Raw genomic sequence first — 21,546 nt, forward strand, 5'->3', positions numbered from 1 at the left:
ATGAAGCTGCGAACCGTCCTGCTGCTTTCTTATTTGGCTAGTTTATGTGTGGTAACGCTGCTGCTGTTTGGCGCTTACCAGCAAATGTTTCTGGATTATAATAAGCTAAAAATGGCTATGGCCATTACGATATCATCCAGTGTGTTATCCTTGTTGATCAACTCCTTTTTTATTTTTCCGATGGCTAAAGCGATCGCCCGGCTGAATAAACAAAGCCAGGCTATTGCCAAGGGAGAGTATGACATTAGCGTTACGGAAAGCCGTACCCTCGAGCTTCATGAATTGGGAAAGTCGCTGCATATGATGGCCCAGGAAATCAAGGAAAAAATCACTGCGCTTCAGCAAGAGGAAAGCAGGCGCAATGAATTGATTGCCAATCTGTCGCATGACATCAAAACGCCGTTAGCTTCCATTCGTTCATATTCGGAAGCGCTGCTTGACGGGATGGTACATAAGCCGGATGACGTCCGCAGCTATTTGCTTGGTATCGGAGAGCAAACCGAACGGGTCGTATCCTTTGCCAATGAGCTCTTCTCCATCGCGGCCATTGACCAGAAAAATATTGAAATCAGCATGGAAATTTTGTGGCTTGATCAGCTTTTGGTGAACACACTGCAAACCTTTGAGGCGCAAATCGTGAAGGAGAACCGAACAATCGAAGTCAAGATCAGCGAGGAGTGCGTTTCGGTTTATACGGACAAAACCTGCATGGAGCGGATCTTATACAATCTGATCGGAAACGCAATCAAATTCTCCAGACCGGGGACAACCATTTGGCTAAATATATATAATGACAGAGATTCTACCTGTTTTGAAGTAAAGGATGAAGGAACCGGAATTCCTTCCGAAAGGCTAAACCGGATTTTTGACCGGTTTTACCGGGTAGAGGAATCGCGCAATCAAATGTATGGAGGGGCCGGCATCGGCCTTGCCATCGCGAGAGAGCTGACAGAACTGTTACAGGGCCAAATTTCGGCAACCTCTGTTTATGGAGCCGGAAGCACATTTACGGTCCGCCTTCCGAACCACCCCGATTTCGGTAAAGAGTAGAGAGTAAAGCAATCCCATGTATTCAAATTTCACAGTTGGCGCAAGCACTTTCTCTCTCATTTGCGCCTGAGAAAATTTATAATAAAATAGTATTGACATGTCCCAGTATTTTCTGTAATATTTAGAAGTCGCCTCTGAAAAGACGACGATATACGAAATGAGGGGCCTTAGCTCAGCTGGGAGAGCGCCATTGTACACTACGATAACCAGTAAAATAGTTAATAAAAATAATTAAAGCAAAGTATCATCATCTAGTTTAGGGGCGTTAGTTCAGTGGGAGAACGCTTCGCTGGCAGCGAAGAGGTCAGGGGTTCGACCCCCCTACGCTCCACCATAATAAAAAAAACAAGACCTGCCATTGGCAGGTCTTTTGAGTTTAAGTATTTATTTTTATCTTCCCCTCTAATTGACCTCGCTGAAAATAACCAATATTCATAGTGGTAATACACATGGTTTCATACTTAGTCTTAGTAATTATTATGGACTTTTCGTGTATACTAAAACTACGACAAGTAGCTTCATCAAGCTTGTTATGAAGCATTCATTAGTGTAAGAACGCTTCGATTGCTGCGAAATAAAAAGATCAGTACGTAAAAAGATGATTTCCGTATAATTGAAATCATCTTTTTTACGGTGTTTCATTTGCTATTTTTGCATACTCTGCATTCTCCAGGACTTCACTGCACTTAATATCGTATTATCCTTGCCACATTGTTTCCATTCATCCCAAAAGTCAATAGTACTACTATTAGGCTTATTGTTTGGTTCCGCGATTCTTATCCTACTTGGTAACAAACATGAGTCACCAACAACTAGAGCTTCCCCGGTATCTAACACTGGCAATAATTCAGAAAATCCTCCTAGACTATCTGGTAATAATCTTTTTATTACATTTTGATCCTCAACATTTGACAATCTTAGAGCTACAAAATTATTACATTGACTAAGTATTGTTTTATTCAACTCAGAAGGCCTTTGACTAATTACTACAAGGCCTACCCCATATTTTCTGCCTTCTTTTGCTATTCTCTCAAAATACCTTTGGGACGTATCATAAGATCCGGTACCGCTAGCATTACTAGGAATGTATAAATGAGCTTCGTCACATAACAATGCTATAGGATGTCTTTGTGATTTATCTGTCCATTGTTGAATCGAGAAAACCAAACTAGCTACACGTCCTACCACCATTGAAAGGATATCGGAAGGTACCTCAGAAAAATTTATTACTTTTACTCCACCTTTTTTATCACTTTGGTTATCTCTTCCGGATAATAAAGCCTGTGCTAACTCGTTTAACCAAGACAATGTGTTAACTTCTTTTGGTGGATCCATCATAAATGCAAGTCGTCGATCGGACTTTTTGTTTTCCAATCTTGCAATAAATCTGCTCAATTTTCCGTGGAATTCTCCTTGTTTCTCCCCCCTTGTTCCAGCAACCATTTCAGTATTTAATCTATTTAATTCCTCTAATACATAATCTAAATCATATGGAATCGGACTATCTACAGTAAAATTATCAATCATCTCAGATCCATCGTTTTCCTTAAGAAATTTCATTTTTGCAGAAATCACAGTCCGAGATAAAATCATCGATTGATTTGGTGCATTTTGGTCACTTCTATCCACTAGCATACTTGTCATATCTTCGTACCCTAATAACCAGTAAGGAAAGTATAAAATTCCATTTCTAATACTGTCTCCACCATTGGTAATTTCCTTTGGCCCAGCAACTTTAAAATGCTTGATGCCCTCGCTCTTTAAATCACTGTACTCGCCATGAAGGTCAAATAATATTGCATTTGAATTAGGCAAATCTGCTATTTGTTCAACTAATCTTGCAGTAGTCCATGATTTACCTGATCCGGTACTTCCGACAATAACTGCATGTCGTTGAAAAAATTTGTTTGCATCTAAATAAGCAACAGCTTCTTCATCTAGTGTATAATTGCCGAGACTAAGAGAATCTTCTTGATCCGCTGATTGAAAAGAAATAGCTTGCATAAATAAGGATAACTTCTCCCCTTCAATTGGATAACAATCAGCATCGATTTCAGGAACGGTCTCAAGAGTTCGCCTAAAAACATTTGGTTTATCTAAGAGTTTATCAAAAAGGGTTCCAATTAGTGTAATTCTAACCGAATTATTCTCATAAAATATATCGCTATCGTTCTCTTCGTTATTTTCCAATGTTCCATCAAGCTTTCTAATAATTTTATGTATGATTCCAATTAAGTGTTGTCCAGCTCTACTACTTCTAAGACACACCAATCGGTTTACCTGCATTTTCCTAAGAACATCAACATTATTTACTATTAATGTAACACTTGCAGTGTCTACTGCTACTACCCTACCTAAAACTTCATCCTCGGAGTATTCAAATATTGTCAAATTTAATCCTCCTCTATATCACTAGCTTAATTAATTCCTCAAGAGACCAAAACGATAGTTCTTCGATTATTTCTTCTTTATCTGAAAAAACAATTCTTGTACCGCTCTTAAATTCTTCAATACCAAAAACAGTTGAGGATGTTGCACTCTTAATAAATCTCATCCCACTGTCGGACAGTTTCTTTGTAGCAATTAGAATAGGCGTCTTGCCTTGTCTCATCTTGTCTATTAATTTAGGTTGAATATGGTTATCATTAAATCCATAACCTACACACAATATTGAATTTGCATTTTCAAATGCAGAATCAGCCCTTGCTATAATGCTCCTAAACGGTTCATTATGTGTATGCTCATATTTTCTAATGCCCGGTGTAACCATTAATGGGACCATTTCAATAGAATCCATTATGTTATCTGGTACACAAATTACTCCAGAATCATCTGTTAAAAACCAGTCAAGGGAACCATGAACCTTTAAAAGTTCAACTTTTTCATAAGTTGCACTAGGTAGCCCTCTAAATGTTTTCTGATATTCACCAAAAAAAACCGTTATTCATGCTAAGAAATGCTTGATCAATAGCGTATTCAGCTAAACGGTCATAATTTGTTGTAACCACCTTTATTTTTTGATTAGCAGTCCTTCCAAGATGTTGTAAGAGTCTTCCAAGAGGTAATGTTATTTCGTTTCTAATAACTTTTTGAAAAACCGTTATATCATGTGCCAATATTAAGTCCCTTGTCTTTTTTACTATTTCTCTTTCAAGTTCTCTAGATAGTGATACCTCGTGAAGTGCACTTTCAAGATCCTTCCCTGATTGAATTGCTGTAATAAAATCTGACCATCTAGCTTCATCCTTTGGTTCAGGCCTTATAATGTCGATTAAATACTTGGCCAATTGCGGCATTCCTGCATAACCATATGCGGCTGATGCTCCACTACCCAATACAGTTACCGGGACTAAAGATATACAGCGTTGAATCAACTTTAAGCTACTCTCTGAAATATTATGCCTCAGGATAATCCCCCCAAAAAAATCCCCAACAAGTAAGTATTTCGACACAATCCCTCTTTTTTCCTTTTTATGTTATAAAATAAACAGAAAATTCTGTATTAATTTTCTTTCATGGTAGTAACCAAGGATAACGTGGGAGAGCGCATCGCTGGCAGCGATGAGGTCAGGGGTTCGATCCCCCTAGGCTCCATAATGAAAAAAGCCTTTAAGCACAAGGAATTCCGAGTGTTTGTAGGCTTTTTTCTATGCTTGGACAGTGATTGTTTCTCATCTTTACAAGCCTGAAATGAGATTCTATAATGTTAACTGTATGTGTAGAAGTTCGAAAGGGGAATCCATAAGTGGCAGTTGTTTGCTTGTAGGCGGCAAAAGTGCAAAATTTCGTGAGTTCGTTCACGGAATACGTATGCCCTTTTGACCTAATACAAGGAACTTCTCGCATCGTATTTTTTGGATACCGACGGAGTGCCTTATTTGAGGTACTCCGTTTTTTTGGGTGAACTGAGGAGGAAAACACATGCTAACGCCATTTATGGAAAACCACGAATTTAATTTGATCAAGCGCCTGTTGGGGCGCCTCGAATATAACATCAAAACCACAGCCGACCAGAAAGTTATATCGGCCATCCGGCACACGACTTGGACCCGGGTCATGGAGATGTTCCCTGCTATGACGGAGGAACAGAAGCGGTTTTTCGACCGGATTCCGACGCTAAACCGTGCCGAGGAGTTCCATGCTTATTTGAGCGAGCTGGAGTCATGCGTGACAGCCTTTCCGCAGGTAACGGAACAGCAGCTGAAGAAGCTTTATCCCAAAATTAAAAAGCTGAAGCTTCCGCCGCTGTCCGAGCTCGATTTCCGCTTCCTGACCTATATCGGCTGGGCCGACATTTCAACGAATAAACTATTCATCGTCTACAATCTGGACGGGAAAATGACGGGCATTGAGGGCCGGTTCACCCCGACGAACAAGAAGGGGGTCTGCTGCCTCTGCAACAAGCATGAAGAGGTGGCCTTCGTGACCGCGCAGACGAAAGCCAAGGGACCGGCATTGGATCATTTTGGGCGGGTCGGAAATTATATGTGCATCGACAGCGCCAAGTGCAACCAGAATATTACCGATGTGTCTCAACTGGAACGGTTTATGAAGGATGTTTTAAACTAACCAAGCTAGTTTTGAGAGAAATAGAGAAGCTTTCGGGGGGAATCCCGGAGAATGTACACGGGCAGGCCGACCGGCCTGCCCGTGTTATTTTCCTTTGAGCTATCGGATCGGGATCGGGAAATAGGTTTAGTGGATCAGCAGCACAAGAGGGGGCGCCTGGATATCGCTGCTCATGAACAGGTTGTGTCGCCCCAAGGGCCATAAACTGTATCCTAAAGGAACTGAGGACTGGAGAACGATCCAGCCGTACAAAAGCAACAGCAGCTTCTCCCGGTCCATCCGTATCTATTGACTAGGCAGTGCCTTAATCAGCGCACGAATAGTTTTAGATTGGCCCAGATCAGGGGAGGCATGCGATGAGTATAAGGCTTTCAATATTCGCAATTTACAAACCGATGGTCGGTTTGTATAATGGAATTAACGATCGGGATTTTTCTCACAGAAGACATAGAAAGTTTGGAGGCTGACATGAAAAACGAAGAGCGAAGACAACAAACGATTCGCAAACTGCTTGATGCAACCAAAGAATTGCTGCAGGACAAAAGCTGCCATGTCGTTACCCTTAAGGACATCATGGATAAAACGGAATTATCCAAGGGCGCTATTTTCCATTATGTGAAGAGCAAAGACGAGATTTTCACCTGGATTCTGCAGGAACGGCTTGAGGAAATCAATCAACGGTTTATGAAGGAGGTGGAACAAAGCGGCAGCCGATTCGACGAGCCGATGCAGGCCATCTCAAACAGTCTGAGGACTTTGGAGGATCCCCAAGAAGTAACAAACAAAATTCTTATGTATTTGCTGGGAAAAGAAGAGGACCCGCTCATCGCTGAAGCTCTTCGGGGCTTTAAGGACAGATCCGTGCAGCTAGCCAAACAATGGATCATGACGGGGCAGCAGCATGGAGTGATTCGCCCGTCAATTGACGCGGATCAAACTTCAGAGTTATTTGTCCTGTTATCGTTTGGCCTGCGTGTCGGTTCTACCATCTGCTCGGCTCCTGCCTCCTTTGGTTCCGGGGAGCTGTCATCTTTTATGGCCAAGATGTTAAAAAACGAATCTTTAAAGAACTAACCTTAAAAAACTAGTCTGCCGGTTTGCAGAGACTACTAAACGTTAGGAGAGAGGTTTATGGCGCCATTTATTGCGTTTGTTTTTTCTTTTTTGGTGTTCCGGGTGATCGGTCTGCTGGGGTGGAGCTACTTTGACAATTGGCACTTTTCGCTTGCAGGAGCCGTAACCATTATGCTGCTGCTCGCGGCTTCAGCCCACTGGGGAAAAAGAAGGAAGGATCTGATTCGTATGGTCCCGCCTAAATTTCCTAATAAAGAAGGGATCGTGACCTTCACTGGGCTGCTGGAAATCGCGGGAGCGATTGGAATTTCATTGCCGGTGCCGGCTATTGCTCTTGCCGCTTCGATCGGTTTGACACTGCTGCTGATCGCTATGTTCCCTGCCAATGTATACGCAGCTAGAGAAAACTTGACGATGGGCGGCAAACCTGTGCCAAAGCTGATGATCCGGCTGCCGCTTCAACTGGTCTTCATCGGATCGGTTCTCTTGGCGTCGCCCATGTTTGGTTAGGACGATCGGGTACTCGCCGTCTGAGTCAATTTGGCTTTCGCCCCTTTGCCGCTTGGCAGTAATGGGAGCGATGCTGAGCCGGGAGCCCTAGTAAATCGAATTTAATTGAATATTTTTCCAATATAAGGATATCCTGTTGTTAGTTGTGAGCGTGAAAGGAATTTAAGCGGTGAATGCCATGTTTTGGGAAAATACAATTTGGTTTGTTTTACTCGGAATGACAACGATTCTGGAATTGGTCTTGATTTTCCGGAAAGCCGATGACCGAAAGCGCACAGCAGCAGTATATTTAACCATCAGCGGGATGACGTTCTGTTTTGAAATGTTTGTTTTATCCTATTTAAAGGCATATGACTATTATCCGAAAATCTTCCCCGACTCTCCTGCAGACGATAATATTGCCGGGAATTTGTTTTCCCAGTTCTCGGTTTCGGCCACGGCCCTACTGCTGGCGGTTTTTGATCTGAATGGGGTGTGGAAGCTGATCTTTATTGCGGCGTACAGCGGCATTGAAGAAGGTTTTAAAGCGTTGGGGATTTACCGTCAGCACTGGTATCGTACCTGGATGACTATGGTGAGCCTTCTTCTGCTGTTCTGGTTAGCCAAACATACTTATGCTGCTGGCAGGAATTATTTGAAGCGATGGGTTCGGTACTTGTTTATTTTCCTAGGTTTAATTACGCTGCATGAGCATCTGATTGTCTGGGTGTTGAGATTAACCGGCATTCGGCTCTTGAGCGAGCATGTATTGCCTGATAAAGAGCACAGCTTAGTTGTTTTATCAGCTGTCTATATGCTGCTGCTGAGCGTATTCGTTATGTTCCTCTATTTTTCAAGCATTCGCTGGGGATGGAAGCTGCTGCTGCTGGCTATTCTTTATTTTGGACATTGGCTGGCAGCCCGCTATAATTTGATTCTCTATAAAGAGAGCTGGATGTGGATCGCTTCATCCATTTCAATTTGGAGTATGTATGGATTTACATTCTTGCTCGACAAGCTGTACGGGAGTTCCCCTGAACCCAAACCTTAATATCGGATGCAACTCCTCACCCGCCAAACCAAAGGATCTGTCCTGTATTGGCGGGTTCATTTCTCCCCTACGAATTTATCCTGTAATTCTAATTTTATTATGGGATAATTTAGGAAAACGGAAGAGGGGCGACTATAAAAGATGGGAACGATGATAGATTCCGTACCGGTCATCGAGATCAAAGATCTCAGAATGAGATACGGAGCAAGATTTGTGCTGAATGGCATTGACCTTACGGTGCATGCAGGCCAGATTATCGGTTACATAGGACCCAATGGAGCGGGCAAAAGCACAACTGTAAAAATCATGCTCGGCCTTGTGCAGGGCTATACTGGCGAGGTGCGTATTTTTGGGCAGGATATTGCCAAGGCTGGGCCGGATTACAAAAGCAGGATAGGTTATGTGCCCGAGGTGGCTGACCTTTACGATACGCTTACGGCACGTGAATATCTGACGTTTATAGGCAGGCTTTACGGGCTGGAGGCGCAGGAGGCTGAATTCAAGGGGCTGCAGATGGCGGATATTTTAGGACTGAGAAATGCTTTTGACAGCCGAATCTCTTCTTACTCCAAAGGAATGAAACAGAAAGTGATGCTGATCTCAAGCCTGCTGCATAATCCGGATATTCTATTTCTGGATGAGCCGCTGAGTGGTCTTGACGCCAACAGCGTGATGGTGATCAAGGAGATTCTGGAGCTGCTGGCCCGGCAGGGCAAATCCATTTTTTATTCTTCTCATATTATGGATGTTGTGGAAAAGGTCAGCAGCCGCATTATTTTGTTAAATGACGGGCGGATTGCGGCCGATGGCAGCTTTGAAGAGCTGAAGGAGCAGAATCTGGAGAGCAGCCTGGAGGATATTTTTACACAGCTTACCGGATTTGATGAACACCGCAGTTTGGCGGAACGTTTTGTTGCAGCCGTGAACGAGGTGAGGTCATGAAGGAATTTCGAATTTTGAAGCTGCTGGATAAAATACGGGTCCCGCTTGAGAAAACGGGTGTCCAATACCCGGAATTAAGGCTTATTTTACAGGTTAAGCTGACGATGGACGGCCGGAGGGTTCCAACGGTTGGAGCCAACATGTTCTCTCGAGGCAGAGAGCGCGACCTGGATCGTCGTTTATCCGGCAACGGCTCGGCAGAGGAGGCTGGTTCCGGCAACCGGTTTATCCGCTCCCTGTGGCTTTACGCGTTAATTGGACTTGTGCTTCTGCCATTTATTCTAATGGGCGACAATTATTTGTTTCAGATGAGTGTGATCTTTTCGATTCTTTTTTTTATGGTTACCAGCTCGCTGATTTCCGATTTCTCTTCAGTGCTGCTGGATATCCGGGATAAAACGATTTTGGTATCCAAGCCGGTTAACGCAAAGACCATCAATCTGGCTAAAATGATCCATATCCTGATTTATTTGTTTTATATTACGGCGGCTGTAACGGTTCCTTCGCTGCTTGCGGCTGTTTTTAAACATGGAATCGGATTTTTGCTGCTTTATTTGGCCGAAATCATCCTTATGGATTTCTTCATTGTTGCCTTGACAGCTCTGCTGTATTTCCTGGTCCTGCGTTTCTTTAACGGAGAGGTTCTTAAGGACATCATTAATTATGTGCAGATCGGTCTGACCATCGTCTTGACGGTGGGCTACCAGCTTGTGTTTCGTTTATTTAATCTGTCGTCGGGATTGGCGGTTCATTTCGAGCCGAAAATTTGGCAGTATTTCCTGCCTCCCGTCTGGTTTGCCGGCGCTTTTGAAGTGCTGTTTAACGGAAAACATGCAGAGATTTATCTTTCTTTCGCTCTGCTCGCGCTGCTGGTGCCCATTCTGTCTTTGGCTGTGTATACCCTGCTGATGCCCCGCTTTGAACAGCATCTTCAGAAGTTGTCCGAGCAGGGAGAGGGAGGGCGGCGAAAAACCTCCCGTTTCTATAGACGGATAGGTTCATGGGTTTGCCGTACTAAGCAGGAGGCGGTGTTCTTCGACTTTGCTTCGATCATGCTGGGACGGGAACGGGATTTCAAATTAAAGGTTTATCCATCCCTTGGCTTGTCTATTGTATTCCCGTTTATTTTTCTGATTACGAACTTTAGAACGGGCTCCAGCTGGGCCGAAATTTCGTCCGGGCAGAGCTACCTGTTTATCTATTTATGCACCATTATGGTGCCGACGGTAGTTATGACGCTGAAATACTCGGGAAATTATAAAGGGGCCTGGATTTATAAAACAGTGCCGCTCGGACAAACCAAGGACATTTTTAAAGGGACGTTAAAGGCTTTTTTGGTGCGGCTGCTCCTGCCCTTATTTCTGGTGGAGGCGATCATTTTTACGGCAATATTCGGGGTGCGCATTCTGCCGGATTTGCTGGTGGTGCTGCTTGTTCTTTTCCTGTTTACTTATATATCGTTTAAGAGAATCGGAGGAGAACTGCCGTTCTCCCGTGAGTTTGAAACGGTTCCGGAGGAGGGAGCGGGGTTCAAAACCCTGGGGCTGTTGCTTATTTTGGGCGGGTTCGCCCTGCTTCATTATTTGTCCTTGAAGCTGAATTATGGTATTTATGGCTATCTGCTGATCTTGTTTGCCGTGAATTTAAGGGCTTGGAGAAAGGGGTTTGAAGACTGATCATCGGCGAACCCCTTATTTCCGATCAAGCGGTTCGCCCAATCATCCACAATCTCATCCCACATGGTCTTCATCTCCTTTCTAGCTGTGAATGAAGCCTGGACCGCGCCGGATTATCATCAGCCCCTTAACTCCACCGTCTGGGTTGCGATCTTTCGGGTGAATTCACGGTCATGCTCTACAAAAACCATGGTCGGTCTGTATTCGAGCAGCACCTCTTCGATCTGCATGCGGGAGATGACATCAATAAAGTTGAGCGGTTCATCCCAGATGTGCAGATGAGTCTGTTCGCAGAGGCTTCTAGCGATCAGCACTTTCTTTTTCTGTCCGCCGCTGAACCAGGCCATATCCTTCTCGAACTGCAGGCGGGAGAAGTCCAGCTTTCTCAAAATAGCTTTAAACAGACATTCGTCAATATCCTGCTCGCGGGCATAGTCGGACAAGCTGCCTCTTAAATTTGAGGTGTCCTGCGAAACATAGGAGATTTTTAGTCCGCTGCCCTTGCGAAAGGTTCCGGAGAAAGGAATGGCTTCGCCTAGAATCAGCTTGAGCAGACTTGATTTGCCTGAGCCGTTGGGTCCGGTAATCGCGATCCGGTCGCCTTGTTCGATCAGGAAGCTGATATTTTGGCAAACGGTCTGATCTCCATAGTTGATGGATACATGATCCAACTCAGCTAATCGTGATTTGGGATAAACAAGCTGCGACAGCTTCAAGCTTTCCGAGGTTTCGATGTTTTGCAGCAGCTTGGATTTCTCTTCGGCAGCTGCTTGCTGCCGCTGCTCAATCGCTTTGGAGCGTTTCATCATTTTGGCTGCTTTATGCCCAACATAACCTTTATCCACCTTGGAACCCGAGTTTCGTGTTCCATTTTTTGTTTTCTCCACCTCATGGGACCACTGCCCGGTTCTCCGGGAAGCTTCGGTCAGCCGTTTAATGTCTTTGTGCAGCTTCTCGTTCTCATTCAGCTCATATTGATCCTGGCGCTGTTTGTTCAGCCACCAGTCGGAGAAGTTGCCTTTCTGAATCTCGATATTCGTTTTGTTGATGGACAAAATATGGTCTACGCAGTGATCCAGAAACGCCCGGTCATGGGAGACCAGAATAAAGCCGCTCTTCCGGCTCAAATATTCGCTGACCAGCTGTCTGGCGTGGAGATCCAGGTGGTTGGTCGGTTCGTCAATCAGCAGAAAATGATTTTCCTTCAGAAACAAGGTCGCAAGCTGTATCTTGGTCTGCTCTCCGTTCGATAAGGTCTCATAGGGGCGGTATAACACATCTTCCGATAGTTGAAGCAGGGACAGCTCCCTCTGCAGCCGCCAATGCTCATAATCCGGGTAAATCTCGTTGACTACCTCGTAGGTCAAGTATTCGGGGTGTTCCACCGCAAATGGGAAATAATCAAAGCTCACGGGCGATGTAATCGTCCCGTTGTACTCCAGTTTACCTAGAAGCAGATTCAGGAACGTCGTTTTGCCGCGTCCGTTTCTGCCCGTGAACCCCAATTTCCAGTTGGTATCGAGCTGAAAGCTGACCCGCTCGAAAATGTTGTCATAGCTGCCTTCATAAGCAAAGGTGAGCTCGGATACGCTGATTAATGACATGGATGATCCCTCCTGGTTCTGTAAAAATAAATGAGCTGCAAGAAAAGGTACTTTTCCTGCAGCTCATTCGAATAGAACAGACCAGTCCAGCCCTGCGCAGGGGCTGGATCGGGCATATATTCAGAGTGAAAGGAATAAGTAACCTTCTTGCACAGACGGTCTAAAGAACACAACAAAAAACTGTTCTATTCTTTAAAACCAGGCAAGAAATCTTACATTATTCCGACACTCCCTTCGTTAAGTTTGTAGTCATCATAACATAACAAAATAAGGGTTTCAAACCATTGACAGAATTAGTAAGCTGGCATATAAATAAATTATAAATCGTAAGTAGTAAGTAATAAGTAGCCTGCTAATCCTCTAAACAAGGAGAGATTTGCCATGAACGATTTGACATTGGCCCAGCAATTTTCATTAGTCGGCTTAAATGGACAGGACAGCCTTCACGGGACTGTAGTAAAGAAAGCCGCCCTGCGCTGCGTAGCAGCAGCGGTGGTTCTGGAAGCGTGGCTGGAGGGGATTTTTGTCCAAGAGGGGGAACGGTTTGTCCTTGACCTGAGTAAGACTGAGGCATTTTGTGAAGAGCCCTATAGACAATTGGTGATGAAGACGCTGCTGCCTAAAGGGAAGAAAGCCGAGCTAAGCTGGTGGATCAGGAAAGCCTCCGGATTGTCGAAGCGAAAGTTAACCCGACTGGAGCATGCGATAACGGCACCTTTAAGAAAGCAGTGGCTGATCGAGGATATTCCCGGCCTCCTGGGCTGTGACCTGTATCTGCATTCCTCGGGAGTAGAGATCAAGGAATACCGTACCGATAACCAGACCTTTACGAGAATTACGGAATCCGTCCGTGCCGAAGTGCTGGAGGAGGGCAGCATCACTGATGAAACGATCTGTATGCTTTGGCTGCTTAGAGAAAGCGGCTGCATGCATGATTTGTTCTCGCAGAATGAAATGCAAACCATAGCGGAGAAGATGGGGAACCTGTACCGCAGCCATCCGCTGGCCAGACAGCTTTATAGGCTCCAGATCCGACGGGGATTCGAACTGGCTTATAAACAGTTCCTGAAATTCAAACGCAGAGCTGTGCAGACGGTAACGGGCAGCGGAATCAACTTCCTGTTCCCGGCATTGGAGCGGTCGCAGTCGGTTTTTATTGAGATGGAAGCCTGGTTCTCCAATCCGGAGCGGCGGTTGAAAGATATCAAGAACCGGCTGGAATCCCAGGGCCATGAATTTACCGTCCTCCGGGAAGGCCAGATACCGCTGATTAAAATTGATAATGTAGTCTATGAAGCGATTCCGCATGCCATTTATGGAAGGGTTCCGATTCATGGGGTGCGGCTGCTTCCGAGACGTCCATTCTAAGGCAGGCGGCTAACATGGCGAAGGTGGCGGCATAATGTCCAGACAACGGTCCATCGAAGTGATATTGGCCTCCGAATACGTATCCATTGGGGAATTGGTGCGGATTACGGGGACCCGTTACAGCACATTGAAATTTTACACAGAAGAAGGCATGCTGCCTTTTGAACAGGCGGAGGAAAATTTGACGCGCAGATTTCATAGAGAGGCTACGGTTAAGCGGATTCAAAGGATCAAACAAATGAAAGCCGAGGGTTTGTCGATCCCGCAAATGAAAGAGCTGCTGGCCAAAGAGAGGTAAAAAGACCAATAATTCCCGGCGGGCCAATAAACCTCTCTAGTTTTTTTACATAGTTTAACGTTAAGTAGTCATGGCCTGAACAATTTTTTGTTATACTAATGGAACCGGTTTTCAGCCGGCTTTCATAGATTATGCTTTACAGCAAATCTCAAATCAGAAGAGGGAAGAGGAGGAGTTTGGTTCATGAATTTTGGAAAGAAACCTTTAGGCAAAGCAGTTGCCGCGGCGGTCATAGCTCTCGGTTTGCTGCCAGGCTTCACTGTAGGAGCCGCTTCGGCGGATGGAGACGCAGGTTCAGCGAATGGCTTTGAATTCCGGATCCTGCATACCAACGATACGCACGCCCATCTCGATAATATCGCCCGCAGGGTGACCGCTATTAACGAGGCCAGAACCGACAATACGCTTCTGCTCGATGCGGGGGATGTATTCTCCGGGACCTTGTATTTCAACCAATATAACGGCCTGGCCGACCTGTATTTCATGAACAAGCTTGGGTACGACGCCATGACATTTGGCAACCACGAATTCGACAAAGGTCCTGCCACCCTGGCCGAATTTGTGGAGCAGGCGAAATTCCCGTTCGTCAGCGCCAACGTGGACTTCTCCACTGAACCGGCTTTAAACGGCAGCTTTCATCAAACCCTGGGGCAACCAGGTGAAGACGGACAAATTTATCCGGCTATTATTAAAGAGATTAATGGTCAACAAATCGGCATTATCGGTCTAACAACTCCTGAATCTGCCGTGCTTGCTTCTCCTGGACCTAACATCAAATTCCAGGATGAAGTGGAAAGCGCCCAAAAGCAGGTAGATGCGCTGGAGCAAGCGGGAATTAACAAAATCATCGCTTTGACCCACTTGGGGTATACGGTTGACCAGCAGCTGGCTGAAGCCGTCAAAGGCATTGACATCATCGTGGGCGGCCACTCTCATACCCAGTTAAACGATGCGGAAGTGCATCATGCGGACACCGAACCGACGCTGATTGTGCAAACCGGCGAATATGACAACAATTTGGGCCAGCTTGATGTGACGTTTGATGAGAACGGCGTCCTGACGGCTTGGAAAGATAAACTGATTGCACTGGATGCGAAAGATGCAGCAGGGAATTATGTGATTAAGAGTGATGCCGAATCCGAAACAAAACTTGCGGAATTTGCCAAACCGCTGGATGAACTGAAGAAGACTATCATTGGAAAGGCGGAAACCGATCTTAACGGCGAACGCGGCAGCGTACGCAAAGAAGAAACCAATCTGGGCGACTTGATGGCTGATGGCATGCGTGCTAAAGTCATGAGTATCGTCCATGAACCGGATGTTAAAGGATATGTCACGATTCAAAACGGCGGTGGAATCCGCGCCTCCATCGGAGCGGGCGATATTACGCTGGGCGATCTGCTGACCATGATGCCGTTCGGCAATAACCTCAGTGCCGTGAAGATGACCGGCAAAGAAATTACGGCAGCTTTAGAGAATGGGGTAAGCGGCGTTGAAAACGGTGAGGGACGTTTCCCACAGGTTTCCGGAATGCGTTTCTTCTATGATTCGACCAAGCAGCCAGAAGTGCTGGACGATGTTACGGGCGAGCTCAAACAAGCCGGCAGCCGCATGGTGAAGGTTCAAATTCAAAACAGCGACGGCACTTATACGGATATTGATCCCGACGCTTATTATATTGTAGCGACCAACTCTTATATGGCGGATGGCGGGGACTTCTACCGCTCCATGAAGGCGGCAAAAAACGACGGACGTTATTACGAACTGAATCTGGTGGATTATGAAGTGTTCCGCGAGTATTTGGAGACGATAGGAACGGTAAAACAATCCACGGAAGGCCGTATTACGGATTTGAAAGGCGCAGCCCTTCCGGCAGAAGCAGGCGGCGTGACCGGTTCGGAGGGCAGCGGCGCTAACGCTCCTGTCTTCACCGACCTGGCTGACGACAGCGCCAAAGCAGCTATTGAGGCTGCAGCTGCAGCCGGATTGGTGCAAGGATATGGCGACGGAACCTTCCGTCCGGACCAGCAGGTGACCCGGGCCGAATTGGCGGTTATGGTCAGCCGGGCGTTCCAGGTGAAGGCTTCGGAGGTCAAACCGGCCTATTCCGATGCAGCCAGCATTCCGGCATGGGCTGAGCCAGCGGTTGCTGCCTTGAAAGCAGCCGGTCTGCTGGACGCATTCAAGGGCAATACGTTTGCAGCTAACCAGAAAGTAACGGCAGCAGAAGCAGCGAACATTATTGCTGCAGCTTCCGGCGCGGATGCTTCCGCTGCACCAGCTAAAGCTGCAGTAACACGCAGAGATGTAGTGCTTATGCTGGCAAATGCCGTAAAATAAATGCTGAGAACCCTATTAAAGGATTAAGTGATCAGAATACCCCCTGGCTATCCGAGGACGTAAATCCTTATGGGGAGCCAGGGGGTATTTCGGTTGTTTATTTATTTCTTCGTTTATTCTTCGTTTAATGCCGCAGCGGCCAAGGTTTGGATGATCGTATTCTCCATAGGCGGGTTATGCAGACCTGCCCGCACATCCCGGTAATATCGCTCCAAAGGCAGATTCCGGGACAAGCTGGTGCCGCCAACAATCCGCATAGCCAGGTCGACGACCTTGATGGCATGGTTGGTCACGATATATTTGGCCAAACCCAAATCCGGTTTCAGTTCAGTCCGGCTCGCGGGCTCTTTATCCCAGCGGTCCGCGGTAGCGTACAGCAGGGAACGGGCGGTCCGCAGCTCGCTCTCCATCTGACCGATTTGATGCTGTACGGACGGGAGAGAGCGGATAGGTTCGTTTAAGTTGTTTGGCTGATACGTTCTGGCGAAATTCAGCGCATAGTCCCTGGCCGCTAAAGCAATCCCCATATAACAAGCAGGGATATGCAGGAGCCAGCCGCCGCCATCGTCTGCACCTTTGCTGGTGATCCGATTTGCTGCCGGTGCGAATGCGCCATTCAATACTACGTCATGACTGCCTGTGCCGCGCATGCCCAGCGTATCCCAGGTCTCCACAATTTCAACTTTGTCCGTACGTTCTACGAGAAACTCGGACATGGCGTCTTCATCGGGGATATAAGCAGTCACAACAAAACGGTCGAGAATCGGCGACAAGGTGCTGAAGGTTTTGCGTCCGGTAATGAGCCAGCCGCCTTCAGCCGGAACGGCCGTTGTCTCCGGTTTGCCCCCCCGGCTGGGACTGCCGGTAGCTGCTTCGCTCGCAAAGGAGTTAATCATCGTGCCATGCTCCACGGAGGAGCGGCAGAAGGCTGCAAACAGCTCTTCCGGCCACTTTCGGCTGGTCCGCAGATGAAGCACCTGGCCCAGATGCCAGCCGACAGCAAGAGCCGTAGAGCCGTCTCCGTATGCCAGCCGCTCTTGAAGCATTACCATTTCATAGAGGGAAATTTCATCCCCTCCGTATGCCTTGGGAATGGTCAGCTTCAAGTAGCCGGCTTCCTTCAGGTCGGCAAAGTTCTCGAAAGGAAAGGACCCCTCCCGATCCTGTTTGGCCGCTCGACCGGCAAAGAGAGCCGCAAGCTCCGAAACCATGTCCACCTGGGCCAGCTCCTGTTCGCTGCGTATATATTGATTAATAAAACGATGATCCTTATTCATAGTAAACCAACTCCTTCCCTATGCAATTATAACTATAAGGCAAATGAGGTTAAAAGGAGAAGTCAGATCCGCCGATTTCATCCGTTTTCGGCCGATTTTAATCGTATACTTGTATTCAAGATGCTTCTTTCTCGGTTTTCTCGGGTTTCCTGGCAAGTGCAATCCTGATTTATATACGATATGATCTATTAGAAGTCATCCCGGAACCCCTTTCAGAAAGCGCTAACAAGAACATCCGGAGAACGGCTGCCGTTCCCGCTTGGCAGAGTTCATCTCTTGCCCGGGAGAAGATAGAAACTTAAGGATGAGGAGTGCAAGAGACATGATCAGACCAAGTGATGACCAGGAACGTTATGAATTAACAAGCCCGACATTACTGCCGAAAGCTTCGGGGTTTCTGTGGAATGAGAACATGATGATTCACATGAACTGCCGGGGTTATGCGGTGGCCCAGTTTATGCAGCCGGAGCCGGCCAAATATTCGCATGCGCCGAATCTGGAGGCCAAGACGTTTATGCAGCCGGAGCAGCCTTATTACGCCCATCATCCGGGCCGTTTTGTATATGTGAAGGACGAGGAGGACGGCCGGATCTTCTCCGCGCCTTATGAGCCGGTGCGCGTTCTGCCGGACGATTATGTTTTTTCGGTTGGCAAGCAGGACATACGCTGGCAGGTGCAAAGCGGGAATATTCAAGTTGAAATGACTTTGGGGCTGCCGAAAGAGGACACCTTGGAGTTATGGAAGATCAAGGTCAAGAACCTGTCTCAAACAGAGCGCAAGCTGAGTTTGTATCCTTATTTTACGATCGGCTATATGTCCTGGATGAATCAGTCCGGCGAATACAGGGAGGAGCTTCAGGCGATTGTCGCTTCTTCCGTTACGCCTTACCAGAAATATCAGGATTACGATAAAATCAAACATTTCAGCGATAAAACCTTTCTGCTTGCCGAACATCAGCCGGATGCCTGGGAAGCGAACCAGGAGGAGTTTGAAGGCGAAGGCGGCATTATGATGCCGTCCGCTCTCCGGGCAGAACGGCTGGCTGGAGGAGAAGCGCGTTACGAAACGCCTGCAGCGGTGCTGCAGTACAGACTTCAGCTGGCGCCGGGCGAGGAACGCGAGTTCCGCTTTGTGTTTGGTCCGGCGCACGACGAAGCGGAGATTGCGGAGGTTCGGCGCAAATATTTTACAGAGAAGAATAACCGGGGAGAAGCCGGATTTGTACAGGCCGAACGCGAATACGGCGCGTATATTCGGGAAGGCAAGGGAGCGCTTGAAATTCATACACCGGACGCCGATCTGGATAATTTCGTCAACCACTGGCTGCCAAGACAGCTATATTACCACGGCATTACGAACCGGCTGACAACGGACCCGCAGACCCGAAATTACCTGCAGGATAACATGGGCATGAGCTATATTAAACCGGAAATGGCCCGGGCGGCTTTCCTTACGGCGCTGAGCCAGCAGGAAGCAAGCGGAGCAATGCCGGATGGCATTATTTTGCATGAGGATGCCGAACTTAAATATATCAACCAGGTGCCGCATACGGATCACTGCGTCTGGCTGCCGATCTGTCTCAGCACTTATCTGGACGAAACCGGCGATGATTCGATTCTGGAGGAAAAAGTTCCGTTCGCGGACAGCAGCGAAGCTGTCACCGTACTTGACCATATCAACCGTGCGATGCAGTGGCTGCTCCGGGACCGCGATGAGCGGGGCCTTAACTTCATCAATCAAGGCGACTGGTGCGACCCGATGAACATGGTTGGCTATAAAGGAAAAGGCGTGTCTGGCTGGCTGACGATTGCGACGGCTTATGCCTTCCTGGTCTGGTCGGACATTTGCGGGCGCAGCGGGCATGCGGAGGAAGCGGAAGCCTACCGCCGGGCCGCTGAGGTAACCAATGCGATCGTCAACGAGCATCTGTGGGACGGAGACTGGTATGCCCGAGGCATTACGGACGATGGCGTTGTATTCGGCGTCAGCACCGACAAGGAAGGGCGGATCTTCATCAACCCGCAGGGCTGGGCATTGCTGAGCGGTGCTGCGGATGAGCTCAAACGGGAGAAGCTGCTGCGCGCAGTGGAAGAGCAGCTGGAGACGCCTTACGGGGTGGAAAAGCTGGCGCCGTCCTATACGGCCATGCGCGAAGACGTCGGCCGGGTTACGCAGAAACATCCGGGCAGCGCGGAGAACGGCGCGGTTTATAACCATGCCGCTGCCTTTTATATCTATGGGCTGTATGCGGTCGGAGAACGGGACAACGCTTACCGGCTGCTGCGGAAAATGCTGCCGGGACCGGACCGTGAAGATATTGTCCGCCGTGGCCAGCTGCCTGTCTTCATCCCGAACTATTACCGCGGCGCTTACCGTCAGTTCCCGAAGACGGCCGGCCGGTCCAGCCATCTGTTTAATACAGGCACGGTGCCTTGGGTATATCGCTGTCTCGTAGACGGACTGTTTGGTGTGCAGGGCACGAAGGAAGGGCTGCAGATCAAACCGCAGCTGCCGTCCGACTGGCAGGAGGCTTCGGTGAAACGGACCTTCAGAGGGGCGGAGCTGCAGATTGAAATGAAACGTGAAGCGGGCGTTGGAGCGCCGGAAGTATACCTGGATGGGGTTTTGGCGGAAGACGGCATAGCCAGAGGCCTTAAGCCGGGCGCCCAGTATAAGGTGCTGGTGAAGCTGCCGGCATAAAGTTAAAAGAATAATGTGAGTCTGAACCTTAATAATAACAGCGGTAGTATTGGACGAGAAAATAAAGTCCTAGACTACCGCTGTTTTATTTAGTTATTTTTCCGGAAAAGTTAAAACCGTAAGGACTCTGAAATCACCTTATTGATATCTTTTTATGAAACATCTCCTCTAGTAACATTAGTTCTGCTTTTTGGCTGACCGCATGGTGTCCAAGCTTTACATCAACAATAAAATCATTGCTCAGCATCTGGTGGTAACGGGAAATAATGTCTTCTTCGGACATGTCCCTCATGGCTTTCGTTTCGGGCGGGATTACTTGAAATCCGGCATGCTGTACCAAGTTAAGGTTTTGTTTAATATCTGCGGCGATCTTGCTTAACGTGCTTACACTTCTTGCTGCCTCTACATCCATCATTCCGTCATTCGTATAAAAATGTTTGTTGACGATAGCCAATGCCGCATGTGAAATATGGAAGGCCTGAATGTCTCTTTGAATTTCGTAATGCAAATCCGCTGATTCAAGGATTCGTGCTAGCCTATTCACTCTATCAGTAGTCCGTCCATTGATTTCTCCGAAAATGGTACCTTGATGTTTTTCGGAACCGAATTGGGCATATAAAACATCTTCTTTAAGATCTCCACCCGCACCAGGGAATCCCGGAAGCAGCCGGTCCCCCACGATTTCAAGCCACCCATCATATCCAATGGTGTTGGTCAAGGTGACTATGGATTTGCTCTGGTTATCCTTAAGCATAGTTAGTGCAGCTTCGGCCTGATCGTATCGTACGGGAACAAAAATAAAATCATAAATGTCGTCATTCTCAAGCTTTTCTATCGTTCGAATCGATATTTGCTTTAGGCTTCCATTATCGTTATATCGCAGGCCGTCCCTTTTCAGTGTTTTTAGCCTCTTTCCCCGCGCCAGCATGGTTACGTCCAGTCCGTACTGAGCAAATCGGAGAGCATACGTACTTCCAATTACACCAGCCCCAAATATCAAGAGTCTAATTTGTTTTGTATTCATTATTATCCTACCTTTCAGTTTAAATTAACCATCACAAATTGTTTAAGCAACATATGTCTGGTAAGATAATATTACTGCACGCT

At 47.0% G+C, this 21,546-nt stretch carries 17 protein-coding genes and 2 tRNA genes; 13 read left to right on the plus strand and 6 right to left on the minus strand.

The window, feature by feature from the left end; genetic code table 11:
• Positions 1-1,050, plus strand: a complete 1,050-nt coding sequence (locus AWM70_RS03595) for a sensor histidine kinase (protein WP_068694383.1) — start codon at positions 1-3, stop codon at positions 1,048-1,050.
• Between the two features lie 259 nt (positions 1,051-1,309).
• A tRNA-Ala gene (locus AWM70_RS03600) sits at positions 1,310-1,384 on the plus strand.
• Positions 1,385-1,695: 311 nt separating this feature from the next.
• On the opposite strand, the gene AWM70_RS03605 is transcribed toward AWM70_RS03600, so the two are convergent.
• From AWM70_RS03605 to AWM70_RS22545, 3 genes are all read right to left on the minus strand, one after another.
• A complete protein-coding gene (locus AWM70_RS03605; protein WP_068694384.1) occupies positions 1,696-3,441 on the minus strand; it encodes an ATP-binding protein in 1,746 nt (581 codons plus the stop codon).
• A 13-nt stretch (positions 3,442-3,454) separates the two neighbouring features.
• Positions 3,455-3,847 (minus strand): hypothetical protein, encoded by a 393-nt coding sequence (locus AWM70_RS22540; RefSeq protein WP_083180112.1) that lies wholly within the window; start codon positions 3,845-3,847, stop codon positions 3,455-3,457.
• Positions 3,848-3,974: 127 nt separating this feature from the next.
• Complete coding sequence (locus AWM70_RS22545; RefSeq protein ID WP_083180113.1) at positions 3,975-4,502, minus strand: hypothetical protein; 528 nt, start codon at positions 4,500-4,502, stop codon at positions 3,975-3,977.
• 77 nt (positions 4,503-4,579) lie between these two features.
• On the opposite strand from AWM70_RS22545, the gene AWM70_RS23215 reads away from it, so the two are divergent.
• From AWM70_RS23215 to AWM70_RS03640, 7 genes are all read left to right on the plus strand, one after another.
• Positions 4,580-4,644: transfer RNA gene (locus AWM70_RS23215), tRNA-Ala, on the plus strand.
• Positions 4,645-4,971: 327 nt separating this feature from the next.
• Positions 4,972-5,619 carry a FusB/FusC family EF-G-binding protein gene (locus tag AWM70_RS03615; RefSeq protein ID WP_068694385.1) on the plus strand — a complete coding sequence of 216 codons (648 nt, stop codon included), beginning with the start codon at positions 4,972-4,974 and terminating at the stop codon, positions 5,617-5,619.
• A gap of 468 nt (positions 5,620-6,087) precedes the next feature.
• Complete coding sequence (locus tag AWM70_RS03620; RefSeq protein ID WP_068694386.1) at positions 6,088-6,693, plus strand: TetR/AcrR family transcriptional regulator; 606 nt, start codon at positions 6,088-6,090, stop codon at positions 6,691-6,693.
• A 57-nt stretch (positions 6,694-6,750) separates the two neighbouring features.
• Entirely contained in the window at positions 6,751-7,203 is a 453-nt protein-coding gene (locus AWM70_RS03625) for a DoxX family protein (protein WP_068694387.1), read from the plus strand.
• A gap of 217 nt (positions 7,204-7,420) precedes the next feature.
• Positions 7,421-8,233, plus strand: a complete 813-nt coding sequence (locus AWM70_RS03630; protein WP_237167821.1) for a hypothetical protein — start codon at positions 7,421-7,423, stop codon at positions 8,231-8,233.
• 141 nt (positions 8,234-8,374) lie between these two features.
• Positions 8,375-9,175, plus strand: a complete 801-nt coding sequence (locus tag AWM70_RS03635) for an ABC transporter ATP-binding protein (RefSeq protein WP_083180114.1) — start codon at positions 8,375-8,377, stop codon at positions 9,173-9,175.
• Positions 9,172-10,851: an ABC-2 family transporter permease gene (locus AWM70_RS03640; protein WP_068694388.1), complete on the plus strand. Its 1,680-nt coding sequence runs from the start codon at positions 9,172-9,174 to the stop codon at positions 10,849-10,851. The genes AWM70_RS03635 and AWM70_RS03640 overlap by 4 nt, the downstream gene beginning before the upstream one ends.
• Before the next feature lie 119 nt (positions 10,852-10,970).
• Here the strand turns inward: AWM70_RS03640 and abc-f are convergent, their stop codons facing one another.
• A complete protein-coding gene (abc-f, locus tag AWM70_RS03645) occupies positions 10,971-12,455 on the minus strand; it encodes a ribosomal protection-like ABC-F family protein (protein ID WP_068694389.1) in 1,485 nt (494 codons plus the stop codon).
• A gap of 381 nt (positions 12,456-12,836) precedes the next feature.
• Here abc-f and AWM70_RS03650 point away from each other — a divergent pair, with 381 nt between their 5' ends.
• The 3 genes from AWM70_RS03650 (at position 12,837) to AWM70_RS03660 (ending at position 16,461) form a co-directional block, all read left to right on the plus strand.
• The gene (locus tag AWM70_RS03650; protein WP_068694390.1) at positions 12,837-13,823 is read left to right on the plus strand and encodes a hypothetical protein; all 987 of its coding nucleotides are present in this window, start codon (positions 12,837-12,839) and stop codon (positions 13,821-13,823) included.
• Between the two features lie 34 nt (positions 13,824-13,857).
• Complete coding sequence (locus tag AWM70_RS03655) at positions 13,858-14,121, plus strand: helix-turn-helix domain-containing protein (RefSeq protein WP_068694391.1); 264 nt, start codon at positions 13,858-13,860, stop codon at positions 14,119-14,121.
• 183 nt (positions 14,122-14,304) lie between these two features.
• Positions 14,305-16,461, plus strand: a complete 2,157-nt coding sequence (locus tag AWM70_RS03660; RefSeq protein ID WP_068694392.1) for a 5'-nucleotidase C-terminal domain-containing protein — start codon at positions 14,305-14,307, stop codon at positions 16,459-16,461.
• A gap of 113 nt (positions 16,462-16,574) precedes the next feature.
• Here the strand turns inward: AWM70_RS03660 and AWM70_RS03665 are convergent, their stop codons facing one another.
• Entirely contained in the window at positions 16,575-17,738 is a 1,164-nt protein-coding gene (locus AWM70_RS03665; RefSeq protein ID WP_068694393.1) for an acyl-CoA dehydrogenase family protein, read from the minus strand.
• Positions 17,739-18,060: 322 nt separating this feature from the next.
• Between AWM70_RS03665 and AWM70_RS03670 the strand changes: the two genes are divergently transcribed.
• On the plus strand, positions 18,061-20,439 hold the full coding sequence (locus AWM70_RS03670) for a GH36-type glycosyl hydrolase domain-containing protein (protein ID WP_068694394.1): 2,379 nt from the start codon (positions 18,061-18,063) through the stop codon (positions 20,437-20,439).
• Positions 20,440-20,572: 133 nt separating this feature from the next.
• Here AWM70_RS03670 and AWM70_RS03675 read toward each other — a convergent pair whose 3' ends face one another.
• Complete coding sequence (locus AWM70_RS03675) at positions 20,573-21,463, minus strand: ketopantoate reductase family protein (protein ID WP_068694395.1); 891 nt, start codon at positions 21,461-21,463, stop codon at positions 20,573-20,575.
• Between the last annotated feature and the right edge of the window lie 83 nt (positions 21,464-21,546).

Origin of the sequence: Paenibacillus yonginensis (assembly GCF_001685395.1) — a bacterium.
Classification (GTDB): domain Bacteria; phylum Bacillota; class Bacilli; order Paenibacillales; family Paenibacillaceae; genus Fontibacillus; species Fontibacillus yonginensis.

Coding starts and splice junctions, on each gene's coding strand:
- AWM70_RS03595 (WP_068694383.1), top strand. CDS start 1: ATGAAGCTGCGAACCGTCCTGCTGCTTTCTTATTTGGCTAGTTTATGT.
- AWM70_RS22540 (WP_083180112.1), bottom strand. CDS start 3,847: ATGGATTCTATTGAAATGGTCCCATTAATGGTTACACCGGGCATTAGA.
- AWM70_RS03615 (WP_068694385.1), top strand. CDS start 4,972: ATGCTAACGCCATTTATGGAAAACCACGAATTTAATTTGATCAAGCGC.
- AWM70_RS03620 (WP_068694386.1), top strand. CDS start 6,088: ATGAAAAACGAAGAGCGAAGACAACAAACGATTCGCAAACTGCTTGAT.
- AWM70_RS03625 (WP_068694387.1), top strand. CDS start 6,751: ATGGCGCCATTTATTGCGTTTGTTTTTTCTTTTTTGGTGTTCCGGGTG.
- AWM70_RS03630 (WP_237167821.1), top strand. CDS start 7,421: ATGACAACGATTCTGGAATTGGTCTTGATTTTCCGGAAAGCCGATGAC.
- AWM70_RS03635 (WP_083180114.1), top strand. CDS start 8,375: ATGGGAACGATGATAGATTCCGTACCGGTCATCGAGATCAAAGATCTC.
- AWM70_RS03640 (WP_068694388.1), top strand. CDS start 9,172: ATGAAGGAATTTCGAATTTTGAAGCTGCTGGATAAAATACGGGTCCCG.
- abc-f (WP_068694389.1), bottom strand. CDS start 12,455: ATGTCATTAATCAGCGTATCCGAGCTCACCTTTGCTTATGAAGGCAGC.
- AWM70_RS03650 (WP_068694390.1), top strand. CDS start 12,837: ATGAACGATTTGACATTGGCCCAGCAATTTTCATTAGTCGGCTTAAAT.
- AWM70_RS03655 (WP_068694391.1), top strand. CDS start 13,858: ATGTCCAGACAACGGTCCATCGAAGTGATATTGGCCTCCGAATACGTA.
- AWM70_RS03660 (WP_068694392.1), top strand. CDS start 14,305: ATGAATTTTGGAAAGAAACCTTTAGGCAAAGCAGTTGCCGCGGCGGTC.
- AWM70_RS03665 (WP_068694393.1), bottom strand. CDS start 17,738: ATGAATAAGGATCATCGTTTTATTAATCAATATATACGCAGCGAACAG.
- AWM70_RS03670 (WP_068694394.1), top strand. CDS start 18,061: ATGATCAGACCAAGTGATGACCAGGAACGTTATGAATTAACAAGCCCG.
- AWM70_RS03675 (WP_068694395.1), bottom strand. CDS start 21,463: ATGAATACAAAACAAATTAGACTCTTGATATTTGGGGCTGGTGTAATT.